Annotated in this window: 19 protein-coding genes and 1 pseudogene; 7 read left to right on the top strand and 13 right to left on the bottom strand. The window is 69.6% G+C overall.

Annotation, left to right across the window (positions count from 1 at the left end):
• Positions 1 to 162: 162 nt before the first annotated feature.
• Positions 163 to 894 carry a hypothetical protein gene (locus OVA15_RS10375; RefSeq protein WP_268144808.1) on the top strand — a complete coding sequence of 244 codons (732 nt, stop codon included), beginning with the start codon at positions 163 to 165 and terminating at the stop codon, positions 892 to 894.
• Between the two features lie 26 nt (positions 895 to 920).
• Positions 921 to 1,361, top strand: coding sequence for a carboxymuconolactone decarboxylase family protein (locus OVA15_RS10380; RefSeq protein ID WP_053448115.1), 441 nt, complete (start codon positions 921 to 923; stop codon positions 1,359 to 1,361).
• A gap of 71 nt (positions 1,362 to 1,432) precedes the next feature.
• Here the strand turns inward: OVA15_RS10380 and OVA15_RS10385 are convergent, their stop codons facing one another.
• Positions 1,433 to 1,579: a hypothetical protein gene (locus OVA15_RS10385; RefSeq protein ID WP_158443071.1), complete on the bottom strand. Its 147-nt coding sequence runs from the start codon at positions 1,577 to 1,579 to the stop codon at positions 1,433 to 1,435.
• A 190-nt stretch (positions 1,580 to 1,769) separates the two neighbouring features.
• On the opposite strand from OVA15_RS10385, the gene OVA15_RS10390 reads away from it, so the two are divergent.
• The 3 genes from OVA15_RS10390 (at position 1,770) to OVA15_RS10400 (ending at position 5,536) form a co-directional block, all read left to right on the top strand.
• Positions 1,770 to 3,383 (top strand): amidohydrolase, encoded by a 1,614-nt coding sequence (locus tag OVA15_RS10390; RefSeq protein WP_268144813.1) that lies wholly within the window; start codon positions 1,770 to 1,772, stop codon positions 3,381 to 3,383.
• A 196-nt stretch (positions 3,384 to 3,579) separates the two neighbouring features.
• The gene (locus OVA15_RS10395) at positions 3,580 to 3,897 is read left to right on the top strand and encodes a DUF2316 family protein (RefSeq protein ID WP_268144814.1); all 318 of its coding nucleotides are present in this window, start codon (positions 3,580 to 3,582) and stop codon (positions 3,895 to 3,897) included.
• Between the two features lie 172 nt (positions 3,898 to 4,069).
• A complete protein-coding gene (locus OVA15_RS10400; RefSeq protein ID WP_231861275.1) occupies positions 4,070 to 5,536 on the top strand; it encodes an APC family permease in 1,467 nt (488 codons plus the stop codon).
• Positions 5,537 to 5,649: 113 nt separating this feature from the next.
• On the opposite strand, the gene OVA15_RS10405 is transcribed toward OVA15_RS10400, so the two are convergent.
• The 11 genes from OVA15_RS10405 to OVA15_RS10455 form a co-directional block, all read right to left on the bottom strand.
• A complete protein-coding gene (locus OVA15_RS10405; RefSeq protein WP_268144816.1) occupies positions 5,650 to 6,921 on the bottom strand; it encodes a class-III pyridoxal-phosphate-dependent aminotransferase in 1,272 nt (423 codons plus the stop codon).
• A 32-nt stretch (positions 6,922 to 6,953) separates the two neighbouring features.
• A complete protein-coding gene (locus OVA15_RS10410; RefSeq protein WP_006214339.1) occupies positions 6,954 to 8,132 on the bottom strand; it encodes a M20 metallopeptidase family protein in 1,179 nt (392 codons plus the stop codon).
• A gap of 20 nt (positions 8,133 to 8,152) precedes the next feature.
• A complete protein-coding gene (locus OVA15_RS10415; RefSeq protein ID WP_061712428.1) occupies positions 8,153 to 9,337 on the bottom strand; it encodes an amidohydrolase family protein in 1,185 nt (394 codons plus the stop codon).
• Positions 9,327 to 10,625 (bottom strand): glutamine synthetase family protein, encoded by a 1,299-nt coding sequence (locus tag OVA15_RS10420; protein WP_053448121.1) that lies wholly within the window; start codon positions 10,623 to 10,625, stop codon positions 9,327 to 9,329. Before OVA15_RS10420 ends, OVA15_RS10415 begins: the two co-directional genes overlap by 11 nt.
• A 60-nt stretch (positions 10,626 to 10,685) precedes the next feature.
• The gene (locus OVA15_RS10425) at positions 10,686 to 11,621 is read right to left on the bottom strand and encodes a MurR/RpiR family transcriptional regulator (protein ID WP_051990426.1); all 936 of its coding nucleotides are present in this window, start codon (positions 11,619 to 11,621) and stop codon (positions 10,686 to 10,688) included.
• A 94-nt stretch (positions 11,622 to 11,715) separates the two neighbouring features.
• Positions 11,716 to 12,600 carry a prenyltransferase gene (locus OVA15_RS10430; RefSeq protein WP_268144820.1) on the bottom strand — a complete coding sequence of 295 codons (885 nt, stop codon included), beginning with the start codon at positions 12,598 to 12,600 and terminating at the stop codon, positions 11,716 to 11,718.
• Positions 12,597 to 12,929 (bottom strand): lycopene cyclase domain-containing protein, encoded by a 333-nt coding sequence (locus OVA15_RS10435; RefSeq protein WP_268144822.1) that lies wholly within the window; start codon positions 12,927 to 12,929, stop codon positions 12,597 to 12,599. The genes OVA15_RS10430 and OVA15_RS10435 overlap by 4 nt, the downstream gene beginning before the upstream one ends.
• Positions 12,926 to 13,267, bottom strand: a complete 342-nt coding sequence (locus OVA15_RS10440) for a lycopene cyclase domain-containing protein (protein ID WP_268144824.1) — start codon at positions 13,265 to 13,267, stop codon at positions 12,926 to 12,928. Before OVA15_RS10440 ends, OVA15_RS10435 begins: the two co-directional genes overlap by 4 nt.
• Positions 13,264 to 14,811: a phytoene desaturase family protein gene (crtI, locus tag OVA15_RS10445; protein WP_268144826.1), complete on the bottom strand. Its 1,548-nt coding sequence runs from the start codon at positions 14,809 to 14,811 to the stop codon at positions 13,264 to 13,266. The genes OVA15_RS10440 and crtI overlap by 4 nt, the downstream gene beginning before the upstream one ends.
• The gene (locus tag OVA15_RS10450) at positions 14,808 to 15,659 is read right to left on the bottom strand and encodes a phytoene/squalene synthase family protein (protein WP_024289517.1); all 852 of its coding nucleotides are present in this window, start codon (positions 15,657 to 15,659) and stop codon (positions 14,808 to 14,810) included. The genes crtI and OVA15_RS10450 overlap by 4 nt, the downstream gene beginning before the upstream one ends.
• Positions 15,656 to 16,774 (bottom strand): polyprenyl synthetase family protein, encoded by a 1,119-nt coding sequence (locus OVA15_RS10455; RefSeq protein WP_268144829.1) that lies wholly within the window; start codon positions 16,772 to 16,774, stop codon positions 15,656 to 15,658. The genes OVA15_RS10450 and OVA15_RS10455 overlap by 4 nt, the downstream gene beginning before the upstream one ends.
• 65 nt (positions 16,775 to 16,839) lie before the next feature.
• Between OVA15_RS10455 and OVA15_RS10460 the strand changes: the two genes are divergently transcribed.
• Both OVA15_RS10460 and OVA15_RS10465 read left to right on the top strand, forming a co-directional pair.
• Positions 16,840 to 17,412, top strand: coding sequence for a MarR family winged helix-turn-helix transcriptional regulator (locus OVA15_RS10460; RefSeq protein WP_268144831.1), 573 nt, complete (start codon positions 16,840 to 16,842; stop codon positions 17,410 to 17,412).
• Positions 17,413 to 17,609: 197 nt separating this feature from the next.
• Positions 17,610 to 17,894 (top strand): hypothetical protein, encoded by a 285-nt coding sequence (locus OVA15_RS10465; protein WP_268144833.1) that lies wholly within the window; start codon positions 17,610 to 17,612, stop codon positions 17,892 to 17,894.
• An 87-nt stretch (positions 17,895 to 17,981) separates the two neighbouring features.
• On the opposite strand, the pseudogene OVA15_RS10470 reads toward OVA15_RS10465, so the two are convergent.
• Positions 17,982 to 18,503 (bottom strand): annotated as a pseudogene (locus OVA15_RS10470) (DnaB-like helicase C-terminal domain-containing protein); the annotation flags it as partial.
• Positions 18,504 to 18,639 lie beyond the last annotated feature (136 nt).

Below are 18,639 nucleotides of genomic sequence, written 5' to 3' on the forward strand. Positions count from 1 at the left end.
CAGGAGCCCGCGAGAGATCGCACCCTGCCCGCGAGGGGTCGCTGATGCCGTCTTTCAGCCACTGGAAGACGGCATCAGCGACCCCTCGGCGCGTGCCGAGGTCGCAAGGTCGTCCGACCCGCTAGATTCTCGATCGTTCACTATCGAGAAGAGGCCCCCTCCATGCGCAAGCGCCCTGTCCTGCTCTGCACAGCTGCCCTCCTGAGCCTGGCCCTGACCGGCTGCTCGGGCGGTGACGACGCCGAATCCGCTTCGGATTCCTCGACGTCCTCGGCCCCCGAGACCACGTCGAACCCCTCAGCCACCAGCTCGACGACTCCCTCCGCAGAGGCCTCCGAGGAAGCCACCGCCCCGGCTGAGCCCGCCCCCGCCGCTCCGACTGCCGCAGAGGCGCCCGTGGATGCCCCCGCAGAGGCGGACGCAGCCTCGAGCTCAGGCATGTCCGCTGAGGCGCAGGCGTTCTTCGACGCCGGAGGCGCCTGCAACTCGGATACCTTCCCCACGGGCGCCCCGAGCCCCGAGCTCATGGCCGAGCTCCAGACCATCTGCGCGGCCCAGGCCGGGGATCAGCCGGGCTACGCCGGCCCGGGCTCCATCGACAACTACCCGATGTACCCCGACACCACGGATCAGACGGACTACGCCACCGACGACGGCAGCGGCTACCAGCGCCCGGAAGCAGACGCGGACGGCTACGTGGGCCCCTCGGAGGAGTACTACGGCTACAACGGCTATGTGGAGCCCGGCTTCGAGTACCAGGTGGGCTCCGAGTGCTTCGATGCCGATCTGGGCCGCTGCAAGACCAGCGGTGAGCTCCAGCTCGAGTACATGGAGGGCGCCGAGGTCGAGGAGCTCATGCAGGAGCAGGGCATCCCCCTGCCCTCGGAGCAGTGACCGGGCACTCGAGTAGGCTCCGCCGCATGTCGCACATCGATCTCTCCGAGCACCCCGCCTACAAGGCCATGCTGCGCATGGACGGCGAGGCCGCCAAGGCCGTCGCCGCGGCGGGCCTCGACCCGCTGCTGGCCGAGCTGGTGAAGATCCGCGTCTCCCAGCTCAACGGGTGCGCCTTCTGCCTGCGCATGCACACGCGCGATGCCCTGCAGATGGGCGAGACCACGGATCGGCTGTCCGTGGTGGCCGCCTGGTGGGAGTCGCAGTACTTCACCGGGCAGGAGCAGGCCGCGCTGGGGCTGGCCGAGGAGATCACCCGCCTCTCGGTCCCCGAGCGCGCCGACTGGGACGACGGCTCCCTGAACGACGAGCAGGTCGCCGCGATCAGCTGGCTGGCCATCGTCATGAACTCGTGGAACCGGATCGCGATCCGCAGCCACTACCCCGTGGGCCAGAACTCCGAGTGAGACCCGACTGATCCGCGCAGACACTACGACGGCCCCGGCATCTGCCGGGGCCGTCGTCGGTGCTCTCGCGCTCAGTAGTTGGCGGGCGGGTCGGAAGCCGGGAAGGACTCCCGCTCCTCCTCTTCCACCAGCTGCTCCTCGCGCTCGGACTTTGTCTGGGCGGGATGCTCCTGCTCGACGGGTTCCTGCGGGTTCTGCGATGCGCTGGTCTCGCTCATGACCTGCTCCTTCCGTTCGACGATCACCCCTCCATTATCAGGCCTCCGCGCAAACGCGCGATCCGCCAGTGACCCGGCAGATCGGCACCGACCTTCTCCGCCTTCTTCAAGTGCTGGCCTGGGATAGCCTCAGCGCATTCGGCCTCCTGTGTCTGCGCCGGATCAACCGCACGACGAAAGCGACCCCGCCTTGTCCCGCACCACCCTCTTCCACGGCGCCACGGTCTTCACCGGAGAGGCCGCCTCCCCCACCGCCCGCTCGTTCGCGGTGCAGGACGGCCGCTTCCTGGCGGTCGGGACGCAGGAGGAGGTGCGCGCGGCCGTCGGGCCGGACGCCGTGGACGAGGACCTGCACGGGGCCTTCGTGCTGCCGGGGTTCTGGGAGTCCCACGTGCACATGACCATGCTGGGCGAGGCGCTGGACAAGGTCTCGCTGCGCGAGTGCGCCACCCTGGACGAGATCCAGCAGCGTATCGCCGAGGCGCGGACCGCCGATCCGCAGGCCACCCAGATCCTCGGAGCCAGCTGGTACCCGCATGCCTTTGCGCCGGGTCAACAGCCCACGGCCGCCATGCTGGACGCGGTCGTCGCCGACATCCCCGTGATCCTGGACGCCAACAGCCTCCACGCCGCGTGGGTGAACACCGCCGGGCTGGCGGTTCTGGGGATCACCCGAGACACCCCGGATCCACTGGGCGGTCAGATCGTGCGCGACGCCGAGGGGGAGCCCACTGGGCTGCTGCTCGAGAACGCCGCGATCGAGTACGCCTGGGGGTACCAGGCGGCGCACTCCACGGAGGCGGATCAGGACCGCTTCCTGGACAACGCCTTCCGCTCCTACCTGGCCAGCGGCACCACGGGTGCCACGGACATGGGCTTCAGCGACTCGGACCTGGCAGTCTTCCGTCGTCGGCTGGAGCGCGACGGCCGCCTGCCCTTCCCCGTCGACGCCCACTGGCTGCTGCGCCCCACCGGCGACCCGGAGGCGGATCTCGCGGAGGTCGAGCGGGTGGCCGCGATCCGCGACGAGGTGGCCGCCGAGTTCGGCACCCAGTGGCTGCGGATCGTGGGCGTCAAGCTGATCCTGGATGGAGTGATCGACGCCTGCACCGCCGCCATGCGCGCCCCGTACGTGGGCGGCGAGCTCCCCGATCCCCTCTGGGAGCGGGAAGCGGCCCTTCGGGTGACCACCGCCGCCGACGCCCGCGGCCTGCAGCTGGCGCTGCACGCGATCGGCGACCAGGCCAGCACCCTGGCGCTTGACCTGGTCGAAGAGTGCGTGCGCGTCAACGGGCCCCGGGAGGGACGACGCCCCCGCGTGGAGCACCTGGAGTCGGTGGCTCAGGACACGATCGAGCGGATGGCGCAGCTGGGCGTGACTGCCTCGATGCAGCCGGTGCACTGCGACCCCGCCGTCCTGGACAACTGGAAGGCCATGCTCGGCGACGACCGCGCCGTGCAGGGCTTCCCTTGGCACCGCTTCCGCGAGGCCGGCGTGCCGATTGCGCTGGGCACCGACGCCCCCACCGCTCCGCACCAAGCCGCGCGCAATCTGTTCATCGCGCTCACGGCCCGCTCCGCGTTCGACGCCGGCCGGGATCCGTATCAGCCGGAGAGGGTCTTCGATCCGGCCGATGCCCTGGAGGCGCTGACGTCGGCCGGGGCCCGGGCCTCCGGGCGCGACGGCACCGGGCGGATCGCTGCGGGGCTGGCCGCCGACTTCTGCGTGCTGGATCTGAACCCACTGACCGATGACCCCGACGAGCTGCTGGAGATGCAGGTGCTGCGCACGGTCACCGGCTGATCCGGTTGTCAGCCCTGCTGCTCGGGCTCGGACGGCATCCACACCTCGGACTGCGAGTCCTCGGGGTAGTGGTGGTCGCCCGGGATGGTCTGCATCCCGCAGCAGGCCGGCCGCGACTATGATACAGATCACATAGACGACGCCCGCCCCTGGCCCCCACCGGGAGCCGCACCCGCCCCCGAGCCCAGGAGCCCTCATGTCCCTCACCGACGCCCAGACCGCGCGCACAAGTCAGGAGCTGCGCCGCCATCTCGAGGTCTCGGACCTGACGCGTCAGCAGCTGTGCGAGTGGCTCGACCTGTCACCGTCCGAGCTCGAGCACGTCCTGCAGATGGACGGCCACGCCCACCCCGTGACGACCTGGCTGGTCCGCGATGCGCTCGACCAGGCGGTCGCCGAGGCGGGTGCCGACGCCGGCGGCTGGTCGGTGCTCACGGCAGCCCGGCGCCGTGAGGCCCGCCTGTGGTTCCGCCTGCAGGACGTGCCGCCACGGCCCATGACCGGCCAGACATGAGCGGAGGGGGCCGAAAGCCCCAAGGACATGTATCAGCAGGAAAAGGATTGCGGCAGCTGGGGTCCGTCTGTAACGTGCAGCACAAGAAGACTCTTCTCCACCCAGCTGACCCTCGGCTCACGGCCTGATCCTCCGGGCGCGGTGCCCGACGGCGGCGGAAAGCCTGATCCCCATGGCACAGGACCACCAACCACCTAGCAGCGTTGCCGCGGTCGGCCAGGCACCCTCTGCAACCCGGGAGCTCGCAGGCCGCCTGCGCACCCCCGAGGTCGCTGCGATATCCGTGGGCTTCATGGGCCCCGTCATGGCCATGAGCCTCAATGGGATCGGTGTCGCAGGCCTCGTGGGCGCAAGCGTCCCCTTCACATTCGCCGTCTCGTTCCTGGGCACCATGCTGGTGGCCTACGCCTTCATCCGACTCACGGGCTACGTGACCCACGCTGGGTCGGTCTACGCGCTGTCCGGGGTGACCCTGGGCGCCCGAGCCGGCTTCTTCGGCGGCTTCGCGCTGCTGGGCACCTACCTGTTCTTCGCGGTGTGCATCGCCGGGGCCTGCGCCGTGTTCTTCCAGGCCATGATGGCGGAGCTCGGCCTGGCCTTCGCAGACGGGTTGTGGATCCTGATCCCGGTGGTGGTCGGCGCGCTCGTGCTGGTGCTCAACCTGCGCGAATCGGCCGTCACGGCCCGCACTCTGCTGGCCATCGGCATGATCGGCATCCTGGTGATGCTGATCCTGGGCGTCGTCATCGTCGTGCGCGTGGCCTCGGGGAGCGCCCCGGTGTCCACGGGGCTGGACCTGTCCACGCTCGCTCCTGGCGGAGCTCCGCTGTCGGCCATCATGACGGCCTCCGTGTTCGGCTTCCTGTCATGGGCCGGCTTCGAGTCGGGGACGTCGCTGTCCGAGGAGGCCGAGGACCCCAGGAAGACGATCCCCCGCGCACTGGGCGCAGCCGTGGTGCTGGCCGGCCTGATCTACACGTTCATGATGTTCGCCCAGACCATCGGCTTCGGCACCGACGAGGCCGGAGTCGCCGCCTTCGCGGGTGCCTCTTCGACCCTGACCACGCTGTCGTCGACCTACATCGGAGCGTGGTTCGCAGTCCTGATCTCCGTGATCGCGTTCCTGGTGGCCTTCGCCTCTCTGCTGTCCTCGACGGCCGCCGCGGCGCGCCTGCTCTTCGCCCTGGCCCGCGACGGCTTCGGCCCGGCCGTCTTCGCCCGGACCAGCCCAAGCACCGGCGTCCCCGGCCCGGCCGTCGTGCTGGTCACGGCGTTCACGGTCATCGTCGCCTGCCTCTCGGGCGTCCTGGGTGCCGGCTCCGTGGATGTCTACTACTGGTTCGCCACCATCGCCACGCTGTGCATGGTGGTGGCCTACGGCATGACCAGCGTGGGCATCATCCGCTTCATCCTGCGTCCGGGCAGCGCAGTCCCGCGCTGGGAACTGATCCTCCCGGTGCTCGGACTGGCCTACCTGGTCTTCGTCTACGCGGTGCAGATCATCGGCCAGGAGGCGCCGTACACCTGGTTCCCCTGGATGGCCGGGGCATGGTGCCTGATCGGTCTGATCATCGTGATCGCCCGCCCGGCGCTGGCCGAGCGCATCGGCAAGCGCATGACGGCCGAGGACCTGGGCTGAGGTCTCCGGCTGAGGATCTCAGCCGTAGAGCGGACCGCCTCGTCTGAGATCTCTTCAGCAGCAGCCCGGTGACGTCGGCTCACCAGCCGCCGAAGCCGGCCGCGGCCTGAAGGTCAATGCGTCCGCCTTCGACATCCGCGACGGCCTGCCCCAGCAGCTCGATCCCGTGCAGCAGCTGCTCGGAGGTGATCGTCAGCGCCGGGGTGAGCTCGATGATGTTCGACTCCGGACCCACCGGATAGGCCACCGCGCCCAGCTCGAAGGCCCGATGGACGACGGCCGCGGTCTCGGCATCGGCGGCCGACCCGTCCGCCCGGCGCAGCTCGATCCCGGCCATGATGCCGCGGCTGCACATCGTGGATCAGCTCGTGACGCCCGGCCAGCCCTGCGAGCGCCGCAGACAGCTCCCGCCCCAGCTCGCCCGCACGCCCGATCAGGCCCTCGGCCTCAAGCGTCTCGAGCACTGCCAGCCCCGCTGCCGCACACACCGGGTTGCCGGCCAGCGTCAGCAGCGAGGCGCCCGGCGCGGCCTCCCACACCTGCCGCGGGGCGATCGCCGCGGAGAGCGGCATGCCGCCACCGAGGCCCTTCCCCAGGGTCACGACGTCGGCGACGACCCCGTCGCAGCCGCTGGCCAGCAGGGACCCGGTGCGGCCCATGCCGACCTTGACCTCATCGACCATGAGCAGCGTCCCCGTGCGATCGCACGCCTCTCGCAGCGCAGGCAGGAACGCAGGTGAGGGGACGATCAGCCCGCCGTCGGCCATGATCGGCTCGACCGCAGCGGCCGCGAAGCGCTCGGTCTCCAGCGCAGCCACGGCGGCCTCGACATCGCCGTAGGGCACCTGCTCGACCCCGGGATCCATGGCTATGCTGTCAGCGGCATAGAAGCCGGAAGCATGCTGCGCCGGTCCCAGTCCGCCGTGGTACGAGTTCTCGAAGACCAGGATCCCGGGCCGGTCCGACCAGGCCCGGATCGCCCGCAGGGCAGCGGAGTTGGCGTCGGATCCGCTCAGCCCCAAGTGCACGGCAGCCTGACCGCGCCCTGCGGACAGGGGCACGACCTCGAGCAGGTTCTCGGCCAGCCGCGTGCTCGCGGGGTTGGCGGCCGAGAGCACGCCCACACTGGGCATCCGCGCCGCTTCGGTCGCGATCGCCTCGACGACCCGGGGGTGCGCGTAGCCCACCGCGGCTGCGCCCCAGCCCGCCGACAGGTCGATCAGCTCCCGACCTGTCGGGGAGCACAGCACGCTTCCGCGAGCGTCTTGGACCTCGAGCGGGAAGAACCGCAGGTGCTCGGAGACAGCGATGACCGCAGCGTCGCGCGCGTAGAGGGATCCGTCGGTCAGGCCGACCTCCGTCGAATCCATGCTGCTGCGCGCCATCGTCGCTCCTTCCAGGGCCGGGGGGCCCGCGATCAGCTGTGCGATTCAGCTCCCAGATCCATCTCGATCATCTGCGCGGCGGCGAGGTAGCCGGCGCACATGGCCTGGGCGACGTGGCGGACGTCGTCGTCGCCGGGAAGGAAGTCGCTCGTGTGCAGACCGCCACCGGCCCCCGTCCCCACGAACATCATCAGCGCCGGGAGCTGCTCCCCGTAGAACGAGAAGTCGTCCGAGCCCAGCGAGCGCAGGGAGTCCGAGATCGAATAGTCCCGACTCTCCAGGTGCACGCGCGAGAGCTCGGTGAGCCCCGGGTGGTTGTCCAGCACCGGCTCCCCCGGGGTGATCGTCACCTCGGCCCGGCAGCCATGGGCTGCGGCGACCCCGGTGGCCACGGACTGCAGCTGCTCGCGCAACAGTCCGCGGGTCTGCGGATCCAGAGCCCGCAGGGTCCCTCGGGCGCGGGCGGTGCCGGGGATGACGTTGGCGGCCTCCCCCGCGATGATCGAGGAGACCCCCAGCACCGCCGAGCGCATGGGATCGACCATCCGGCTGACGACCGCCTGCAGCGCCACGACCACCTGGGCCGTTGTCAGCACCGGATCCACGGCCAGGTGCGGATAGGCGGCGTGACCGGGGGAGCCGGTGATCTCCACGACGAACTCGTCCGAGGCCGCATTGACGCCCCCGGGCACGCACGCCACCTGCTGGTGCCCCAGCGTCGGCTGGATGTGCGCGCCGATCATGGCTGCGCACTCCTGATCGCGCAGCACGCCGGCGGCCATGATGTCCTCCGCGCCGGAGGGATAGGTCTCCTCCCGAGGCTGGAGCACCGCCAGCAGCGAGTGCGGCACTCCGATCTCGTCGACGGCCCCGGCGAGGGCGACCAGAGCGGCCATGTGGACGTCGTGCGCGCACGCATGCATGACACCGCCGTTCCGCGACTCCCATTCCACGCCGGTGGTCTCATGGATCGGCAGCGCGTCCATCTCACCGCGCACGCCGATCGCCGGGCCCGGCCTTCCGAGCCGCAGCACCGACCCGGTCCTTGCAACATCCGTTCTGGTCATCCCCTCGGGCAGGGCGGCGACGACGGCATCGCGCGTCGGGGCCTCCTCCCCGGAGAGGCTGGGACGCCGATGCAGCTCATGCCGCAGTTCCACGGCGGCGGGCAGGTGCCGCTCCAGCGCGTCCCACAGGGGTGCGGCGTCCATCGAAGCAGTGCGCTCCTCTCTCATGCGCGGGACTGGGCCTCGCGCGTCTCGTCCAGTCCGTAGACACGGCATGCGTTGTCCCGGCCGATCATCTGCAGGATGCGCTCGGGCTCCTCCTCGGGCCAGTCTCCCTGATCCACCCAGCGATCCATGACGGCGGCGGTGGCCCGACGCCACAGCAGGGAGCCCAGGTAGTGCAGCTCCGGGGGGCCCCAGGCATCGGAGGAGTACAGCAGCTTGGAGAACGGGGTCAGCTCCATGGACTCGGCGACGATCTGGCGGCTGGCCGCCCCCGAGTAGTTGATGCTCAGCCCCACGTCGCAGTAGACGTGCGGGAAGACCTGGGCCAGGTAGCCGGCATTGCGATGGAAGGGGTAGCAGTGCAGCAGCATGATGCGGCTGCCTGAGCCCTCGATGTCGCGCAGCCAGCTGGTCAGCAACAGAGGATCGCAGCGGTGCAGGTCAAGATCGGGATCGCCGTAGCCGCAGTGCAGCTGGATCGGCAGCCCGGTGTCGCAGGCGACATAGAGCAGCCATCGCAGCAGCACCGGATCCTCCACGCGCAGCCCCTCGCCCTCGACGAGCTCGCCCAGCCACCGGCGCGCGGCAGCCAGGACCTCGTCGGGGCTGGGACGACGGGGCTCGAAGTCGAAGCCGAAGCGGTAGGCGATGATCGACTTCCAGCCTGCGGCCTTCTCGGCAGCTCGGGCCACAGCCGCCTCGAAGCTCTCCTGCAGCTGCTCCGGCGCGCAGTCCACAGCAACCTGCTCCAGCAGCGCCTCCAGACGCACGATCTCGTGGACGGAGCCGCTAAGGTGCCCGCGCATCTGTTCCGCGCTCCAGATGGAATCGGTGCCGAAGCCCGTGTCGACCACCCAGTCGGAGACGCCGGCGCCCTCCAGGAAGAGCTCGGCCAGCTCATCGGCCGTGCTCTGGCTGCGACGAGCCACGTAGGCTTCGGGCGAGGCCCCTGGCTCAAGGCCCAGCAGCGGCGCACAGTGCTGGCGGATCGCGAAGCCCACCTGGGAGTCGAAGACCGTGGTCCCCTCCGGGATCGGGCGATCCGACTCGGTGAGCAGCATCTCGAGCTGCTCGCGCGTGACGTCGCCGGACAGGGGGCCATGCACGTGGTGATCCACGAGCCGGATGCGCTGTGCGGACTCCCAGGTGCCCCGCGGGCTCGCGGCCGAAGTCTCAGTACGCATCGGCGACCTTGGCGCACAGCTGCTCGTCGGTCAGACCCTCGACCGCCCGCAGCTCGGCATGCTTGATGTGCAGGTAGGTCTGCAGCAGATCGGGGTGGAACCACCCGGACGCGATCTCGTCGCTCGCGAGGCACTCGAGCGCCTCCGAGACCGAGGCAGGCAGCCGCGGGACGTCGGCCAGCTCCTCGCTGGCGGTCTCCTCCGGCCACACCCGTTCCGGCTCGTAGTCGCGGGTGATGCCCTCGAGACCCGCCCGCACCAGGGAGCCCAGCACGAGCCACGGGTTCGATGTGGCGTCGGCGGCACGGAACTCCAGGTTGAGCTGCTGGGTGGGATCGCCGCCCCCGATGGTCGAGGTAGGGCATATGCGCAGAAGCGACTCGCGGTTGCGCTCGCCCAGGAAGATCCCGCCCACGCTCCAAGTGTCCGGAGCCAGGCGCAGGTAGGAGTTCGGCCCGCAGGCGCTCAGCGCCGTGAGCGCCTTAGCGTGGCGCAGGATGCCAGCTGCGAACTTCTGACCGATCTGCGAGAGGTTCGCCGGGCCCTCGTCGTCGTACAGGACCGGCGCGCCCGTCTTGGCGTCATGCAGGGAGAGGTGGACGTGGACGCCGTTGCCGCCGGAATCCGGCGCAGACAGCGGCGCGAAGGTCACGCTGCGGCCGTGGCGCTGCGCGAGGTCGTGGATCAGGTCCCTGAGCAGGATCGCCCGATCCGCGGCGACGAGCCCCGGGGCCGGCTTGAGGGTGATCTCGTACTGCTGGGTCCCGTACTCGGGCAGCCAGTTCTCGGGATCGAGCCCCACGGCGTCGAGCAGCTCCACGAGCTCGGTGCCGAACGGCTCCGCATCGCGGAAGCGGCGCAGGGAGAACGGGGCGCTGTCCGCGGCATCGCGGATCGTGAACTCGTGCTCGAAGGAGGCGATGATCTCCAGCCCCGTCCGCTCGGTGAAATCCTCGAGCGCCCTGCGGGCGAAAGTCCGGGGACAGCAGTGCCATTCCCTGCCGTCGGGGTGGCGCTGCTCGGCGAGCAGGAGACGGACTTCGGGCTTGTCCTGGCCTGCGGGGATGTCGATCCCCGTTGTCGCATCTGGTACGAGGCGCAGGTCGCCGGTCGAGCCGAAGACATTGCCGTCGGCGATGTGGCCGAAGCAATCGATCGCGAGATTCGCGGGGACCCACCCGACTCCGCGACGAAGGGCCCGAGTGGTGTCGGCGGAGGGCACCGCACGACCTCGGGTGTGCCCCACCAGGTCGTTGGTGGCGATGAAGGTCAGGGTCGGAGCAGCCATGGTTCCTCAGACGGGCCGGGGGTCCGGAACAGCATCCGGACCCATGGGTCATCCTGCGTTTCAGAACGACGTGATCTGGTTCATTCTGTTTCGCACGTTACATCCATTGCCGGTCCGCGTACAGCCCCAGGCCTCATCGGCCGCACCCGCCTCCAGCTCGGCCTGGGCCTCGAACTGCGCGACCCGCTGCATCCCGGCATCGCCCAGGATCTCCGTCACGGCCGCCACCAGGCTCTCGGTGAGCGCTGTGGCCGCCACCGCAGAGTCGAACGGGGAAGCACTCTCCACGCGCGCCGGCAGCACGTGCCGCGCCGCATCCGCGATCGGCGAGAGCCAGCTGTCCGTCATCAGCGCCACGGTCGCACCACGACGGCGCATCTCCGCGGCCAGCTCGTGACTGTCCTGCGAGTACCGGCGGTAGTCGTAGATGACGAGCAGGGTCGACGACGATGCCGAGAGCACCGCGTCTCGGCAGGCGATGACCTCCTGCGGCAGCAGCTGGACCCCCGGGCGCAGCAGCTGGAGGTGGCGGACCAGGTAGTCGGCCTGCAGCCCCGAGAAGCGCCCACCCGCCACCACGATCCGCTTGCCGGGGTCGGCGAGCAGCTGGGCCACCGCCGTGAACTCTGATTCCGGCAGCTCGTCATACGTCCTCTGGACGGCCTCCAGCACGGTCCGCGCTGTTCGGGCCAGGACTCCATCACCGCCCTCCGCCGCGCGCTTCTGCTCGTACTGGCGCAAGGGGGAGCCATCGTCATTGAGCTCGGCGATCAGCGCCCGCTGTAAGTCTGCGAAGCCCGAGTAGCCCAACCTGCCGGCGAAGCGCAGCACGGTGGGGGCGCTGACCTGCGCCTCCCCCGCCAGCTGCGCGACAGTGGTCAGCCCAGCGCTCGGATACCGCGCCAGCAGCGCACGGGCGACCTTCCGCTCGGCATTGCTGAGGCTGTCCATGGAGTCCTGGATGCGGAGGCGGATCGATGGCGTGGCAACGGGCATGAGGCGAGACTATCCGCCCTCGGGCCCCTGCGATCTGCGGTGCACAGTCCCTCTCCGCCATGTTCCCGAACCGCAGGCAGCCCCTCCCGGCAGATCACCGGCCCCACGCGATCCACAGCAGCAGGAGCGTCAGCAGGAACCCCGTGACCATGTTCAGCCACAGGAAGCGCCGCCAACCGCGGCGCGCCACCTCGCAGCGCTCATCGGGCACGTCATGGAACGGGAGGATGCTCATCAGGTACGGCATGACCAGCAGTCCGGCCAGCGCCGCGGGCCATTCCGCCGCGGCCATCACGAGCCCGGCTGCGGCGTAGAGCCCGATCGCCAGCCGGACGGTTCTGCGAGCGCCGAGAGCGGTGGCGATCGAGCCGATCCCCGCCTCCCGGTCGGCGATCACATCCTGCACCGCCCCGAAGGCCTGGGACGCCATGCCCCACAGGAAGAACGCGAGCAGGCAGACGGCGGCCGTCGTCGTCAGGGGCGCGCCGGCCAGTGCCAGACCGAACGCCGCCGGGCCCACGAAATGGGCGGACGACGTCATGGAGTCCAGCACCGGACGCTCCTTGAACCGCATGCCAGGGGCGGAATATGCCACGACGGCCACCAGGGTGACCACCAGGACCGCCGCTGATGCCCAGGACCCCCACCAGAGCAGCGCGAGCACGAACGGAACCGGCAGCAGGCATGCCCACCACAGCGTCAGCCGGTGCCAGCGGGAGGCCAGCACGATGCCCTCGACCCCGCCCTTGCGGGGATTGCGCAGATCCGATTCGTAGTCGAAGACGTCATTGATGCCGTACATCAGCAGGTTGTAGGGCACCAGGAAGAAGACGGTCCCCACCACCAGCTCGGCGGTGAGTCCTCCACCGGCCATCAAGTAGGCGGCCGCGAACGGATACGCGGTGTTGACCCAGCTCAGCGGGCGGGAGGCGCCCACGAGCTGCCGGGCGGCTGCCGCCGTCCCCTCGGTGCGCGTCATCGGCCGCTCCTCTCCCGTTCGCCGGCATCCGCCGGCCGAGCGAAGAGCTCCCACAGGGACGGCAGCAGCAGACCGGCCGCAATCGGCCAGGCCAGGTCCTCGATCGGGGCCAGGCCCACGAACCAGCCGTGCAGCTGCGCCTCGTCGTAGCGGAAGAGGTCCACCGCGATCATGAGGCTGTCGAACACGACGGTCAGCAGCAGCAGGCCGAGGATCGTCAGGGCCGTCGTCGCCCACCAGGCAGACCCGAGCCTGCGTCGCCAGGAGACCAGGACGGCGATGACGGCCGTCGCGGCCACGAACAGCGCGGCGAGGGCGGCATAGGTCATCGCGCACCCTCCTTCGGCAAGGCCCGGGAGCGATCGACGGCCAGCGCGATCAGTCCCCGCAGCACGAGCGTGAGGTAGCAGAGGAAAGTGATGAAGACGATCTCCTCCAGTGGCAGCTCGGGCGCCAGCATGAGCCCGGTCATCGGCCCCTGCCCCTTGCCGTAGTGCCCCGAGGCGATGGCCGCGAGATCCCACAGCAGGAAGACCGCGATCCCTGCGAATACGGTCAGCGCGCCGGCTCGCGGCGCCCGCCACAAGACCAGACGGAAGCGGCGGTCGAGCAGTGCCATACAGCCGGTCGAGATCAGCAGGGCGCCCAGGTAGATCAGCCCCGTCATGACAGCTCCCGCGCGATCCGGTCTGCGACGATCTCGGCGCTGATCAGGCACATGGGCAGCCCGATCCCCGGGATCGTGCTCGACCCGGCGTAGTAGAGCCCGTCCACCTTCCGAGAGCGGTTGCCGGCGCGGAACATGGCGCTCTGGCCGAGGGTGTGCGCCGGACCGAGCATGCTGCCTCGCCAGGCCCCCAGGTCCTCGGAGAAGTCTGCAGGGCCCACGGTGCGCCGCACCACGATGCGCTGGGCCAAGTCCCCGTGGCCGGACCAGCGGGCCACCTGGTCGATCGCGGCATCGGCGATGGCCTCGATCCGCGGATCACCGCCGCCATCGACCCCGCCGCGGCCCAGCTGAGGGTCGGCGGGCATGGGCACGAGCACGAACAGGTTCTCCTGACCCGACGGCGCAGCCGACGGGTCGGTGGCCGAGGGCCGGCACACGTAGACCGACGCGGGCTCCGGCACTCGACCGTCCGCGATGGCGGCGAAGTTGCGCCGCCAGTCCCGCGTGAAGAACAGGCTGTGATGCGGCATGCGCTCCAGCGGACCGTCCACACCCAGCATCACGAGCACCGCGCCCGGACCGCTGGTGCGCCGGGCCCACCAGGATTCGGGGTAGGTCTGCAGGTGCCGGGGCAGCATCGTGGTCTCCGTGCGGTGCAGATCCGCCGTGGACACAACGACGTCCGCCTCCAGAACTCGCTCGAGGCCCTCGGCATCGCGGAAACGCACCCCCGTCGCCTGCGTGCTTGTCCCGCGACGGCCTCCTGCACCCGTGCGGATCTCCGTGACCTCCGCCCCGGTGTGCAGCCGGGCTCCAGCAGCCCGGGCCAGTCGCTCCAGGACGGCCATGAGCTCGCCGAAACCGCCCTGCGGGTAGAGCACCCCGCCCGTGAGGTCCATGGCGCTCATCAGGTGGTACAGCGCAGGCGTCCTGTCCGGCGAGGACCCCAGGAAGACGGCGGGATAGCCCAGGACCTGACGCAACCGCGGGTCCCGGAATCGTCGCGCCGTGAAGCGCTCGAGTGACTGCAGCAGCAGCGGGCCGAGCCGATGCGCCGATCCCAGGACGCGGCGATCCATGAAGGGCCGCAGCGAATCGAAGGATGTGTAGAGGAAGCGGGCCAGCGCCAGCTCGTAGGTGGAGCGGGCGGAGTCCAGATAGCGCTCCAGGACCTGGCCGGCACCGGGCTCGATCTCCTCGAACCGCTCGATGTTGGTCCGGACATCGGCCGCGATGTCCAGCGGCTCGTCGTGGCCCTCGAAGAACACCCGGTACCCCGGATCGAGCTGCTGCAGATCCAGCTGCTCGTCGACGCTCGTGCCCATCAGCTCGAAGAACCGCTCGAAGACCTCCGGCATCAGGTACCACGAGGGCCCGGTGTCGAAGCGGAAGCCGTCAGCCTCCCACGTTCCGGCTCGGCCGCCGAGGCTCTCCCCTGCCTCCAGCAGCTCCACGGACCAGCCGCGCCGGGCCAGCAGCGCGGCCGTGGCCAGCCCCGAGATGCCCCCGCCGACGACCACAGCCCGACGTTCCCGGCTCATGGGCGGCCTCCCAGCGCACGCACGATGATGACCGCCTTGCGCGCATCGGGCACCCGGATCCTGGTGCGCCGGATCTGCGCGGCAGGGGTGCGGCGCAGGCGCCGCGAGAGCTCGGCGAACAGCCCGTGCGCAGCACTGACCGCCCGGCGGCTGTCGGGAGGCAGCTGGGCGATCGCCTCGGCGGCCACCGCCAGGTCGGCATCGATGTCATCCAGCAGCTCGTCGCGGCGGCTGTCGGTGAACGCCTCCGGATCCAGGCCGGGGAAGTACGTCCGCCCCAGCAGGTCGTGATCATCGGCCAGATCCCGCAGGAAGTTGATCTTCTGGAAGGCAGCGCCCAGCCGCTGCGCCCCGGGAGCCAGCCGCTCGTAGGCACCGCCGTCCGCCCCCAGGAAGCAGTGCAGGCACATCAGCCCGATCACCTCGGCGGAGCCGTATACGTAGTCGTCCAGGCTCTCGTCGTCATGGGTGCGCAGTCCCAGATCGGCGCGCATGGAGGCGAAGAACGGGCGGATCAGCTCCGGACCGACGCCCCGCCGTCGCGCGACGGAGGCGAAGGCCTGGACCACCAGATTGGCGCTGCGCCCGTGCTGCAGGGCTCGGAGCGTGTCGGCCTCGAGCTCCTCCAGCAGCTCGGACCGCAGCTGCGGGCTCAGGCCCGGATCCGGGTCATCGACGATCTCATCGGCCACGCGCACCAGTGCGTAGAGGCTGCGGATCTCCGAGCGAGTCGGCTCGGCGAGCAGGCGCACGGCCCACCCGAAGGACGTCGAATAGCGGCCGATCACCTCGGCGGCACTCGCCGCGGCCACCCGGTCGTAGCGCGACACCGGCCTCACCGCCGTCATGACGCCTGCTCCCGAAGCGGAGCCGCACCGAACTGACCTTCAGCGCTGTACATCGTCATGGCTGAGATCGCTGTCCCCCTCACTCGCTCGATCAGCTGGGCCACCACGGCTTCCAGCTCTGCCGGGACGGCAGGTCGAGCTGCCAGGCGCAGAGCCTCGTCGAGCTGCTGGTCGGCCAGATCCTGGACGGCGCGCCGGGCACCGCACCCGGTGAGCAGATCGCGGGCTCGATCGGCCTGCTCCTCGCCCAGCTCCGGGTCCCCGATCAGCGCGCTGAGCTCCGTCCAGCACGACGTGCCTCGAGCCAGGGCCAGCAGCGCAGTGGGCTTTGCCTCGCGCAGGTCGGAGATCACGGTCTTGCCGGTCAGCTCCTGGCGGCCGAAGACCCCCAGGAGGTCGTCCAGCAGCTGGAACCCGATGCCGACCAATCGCCCGATCACAGCCAGCTTCTCGAGCAGCTCCCACGGAGCATCGGCCAGGACGGCCCCGACCTGCATGGGCAGCTGGAAGGAGTAGGCGCTGGTCTTGAGCTCAGCCACCCGGAGAGCGTCCTGGAGCTGCAGCGCCTGCCCCTCGCCGACCCGGCTCAGGCGCACGTCTGCCAGCTCGCCGGATGCCGTGGCGTGGACCGCCTCCTCCAGCAGCTCGAGCAGCTGCTCGGTCTGGGCGGCCGAGGCGCCGCTGCGGGCCATCAGGCGCAGGGCCGAGACCAGCGCCAGATCACCAGCCAGGATCCCTGCGGCGGAACCCTGCCGCTGTGCCGCTGCCGCGCTCGCACCCGTCCTCCGGGCCTGCACCTCGAAGGCTCCGGAGACGTTCGGCCGCCCGCGGCGAGTGTCGTCGCCGTCGATCACATCGTCATGGACCACGAACGCGGTGTGCAGCATCTCGACCGCCGCAGCAGCACTGGCGACACACTCGTACCGAGTGCCTCCAAGGGCCGCATGGACGGCGATGACGAGGTCGGGGCGCAACCCCTTCCCACCTCGGGCGGCTTCATCGAGCGTGCCCCACAGCTGTCCGTGCTCAGGCCCGAGACGTGCGGAGCGCTCCCCACCGCGCCTCCACACTTGCTGCAGCTCGCGCTGCACGGTTGCCGGCTTCTGCTGACTCATCACGTGGGCCAGCCTCGCATAGAAAAGCTAGCCTGCCTAGATAACTATTCAGATACCCTTCGCCCATGACCCGGCCCCCAGAGCAGGGGTCGTCGAGCGACTCCTACTGGTACGACGACTCCGCCCCCGAGCGCGAGCTTCTGCGCGCCATGCGACGCCTCCAGCGCGCCCGTCGCCTCATGCATCACCGGGCCACCGCCGAGATGGAGCTGAACCCCACCGATCTGAAGGCTCTGCAGCTGATCATCGCCGGCGAGCGCGCCGACGACCCCCTCACCGCCTCCGCCCTGGCCGCCGAGCTGGGGATCTCCACCGCCTCCACCGCCAAGCTGCTCAACCGCCTGACCAGCACGGGTCACCTCCGACGCGTGCGCCACCCCCGCGACGGGCGATCTGTGACCGTGATCGCCCAGCCGCTGGCCCACGAACGCGTCCGGGTTGTGATGACGCAGCCCCATGACCGGATGCTCGAGGCGGCCCGACGGGTCCCCGAGGAGTCCAGGCAGGCGGTGCTCGATTTCCTGGCGGACATGACTCAGGCCTTCGAAGGGACCGGAGAGCCGCAGCAGGCCACGGACCGCGGGAACCGAGACCGCACAGGGAATCGCTTGAACGCGGAAATTCACCTTGCTCTCTGATTCCTGTGTATTTATTTTCGAGTCGCTTCAGGTCAATTTGCCGTTCACCTGAAGCCTCCCGAACATAACGTTTCGGAAACGACACCCCTCTCAGGTTGACCGTGAGCCGACGAACATCCAGATTCATTGGTGTCCGTTTCGGAACACAACACAGGAGGGCATCGCAGTACAACGACTGCGGCCCCGCCAGCATCATGATGGCCCTCCTGCAGAACGACGGCGATCTGCCCGAGAGCTACTCCGAGTCGAACCAGTCCTCGGCCATGGAGGAGATCCGCGCGGAGTCCGGGCGCGGCGCGGATCAGTTCCTGTTCACCGATGACATCCAGTCGATCCTCAGCGATCACGGGGTCGAGGGCACGTTCACGATCAACGACCCGCTGCAGACCAGCGGCAAGCTCTGCCAGGCCACCGAGGAGCAGCTGACGAACATCATCACGCAGCCGGCCGAGGGGAACACCCCCTGGGTCTACACGGTGTGATCATCGCGTGCTGAACAGCTGACCGGGTGGGCCTCCTCCGGGAGGCCCCACCCGATCTCATGCGCACGCCCGACTCAGAACCCTTCGTTACCCTTCGTTCGCCATATTTGCGAAGCCGGAGTAGTGCCCCTGGAACGCCACAACGATGGTCTTGGTGGGACCGTTACGGTGCTTGGCCACAATCACGTCCGCCTCGCCGGCGCGCGGTGACTCCTTGTCGTAGACGTCATCGCGGTGCAGAAGGATCACCATGTCGGCATCCTGCTCGATCGAGCCCGATTCGCGAAGGTCCGAGACCATCGGCCGCTTGTCCGTGCGCTGCTCGGAACCACGGTTCAGCTGCGACAGCGCGATCACGGGGACGTCGAGCTCCTTGGCCAGCAGCTTCAGCGCACGCGAGAACTCCGAGACCTCCTGCTGACGCGACTCGACCTTCTTGCCCGAGCTCATCAGCTGCAGGTAGTCGAGCACCACGAGCTTGAGGTCGTGCTTCTGCTTCAGACGACGGCACTTGGCGCGGATCTCCATCAGCGACATGTTCGGGGAGTCGTCGATGAACAGCGGAGCCGAGTCCAGCTTGCCTATGGTGGAAGCGATCTTGCCCCACTCCATTAATCGACTGACCATTACGACCGCAACTGAATCTTTTGCCACACTCCTCCGAGGCTCAGCGTTCAGGAGCTAGAATCCGACATCATTGACCAGAAGTCAAACCAATCAATCCAATCAATCGCGACCCTTCCGT

It is taken from the genome of Kocuria sp. SL71, from assembly GCF_026672465.1.
Classification (GTDB): Bacteria; Actinomycetota; Actinomycetes; order Actinomycetales; family Micrococcaceae; genus Kocuria; species Kocuria palustris.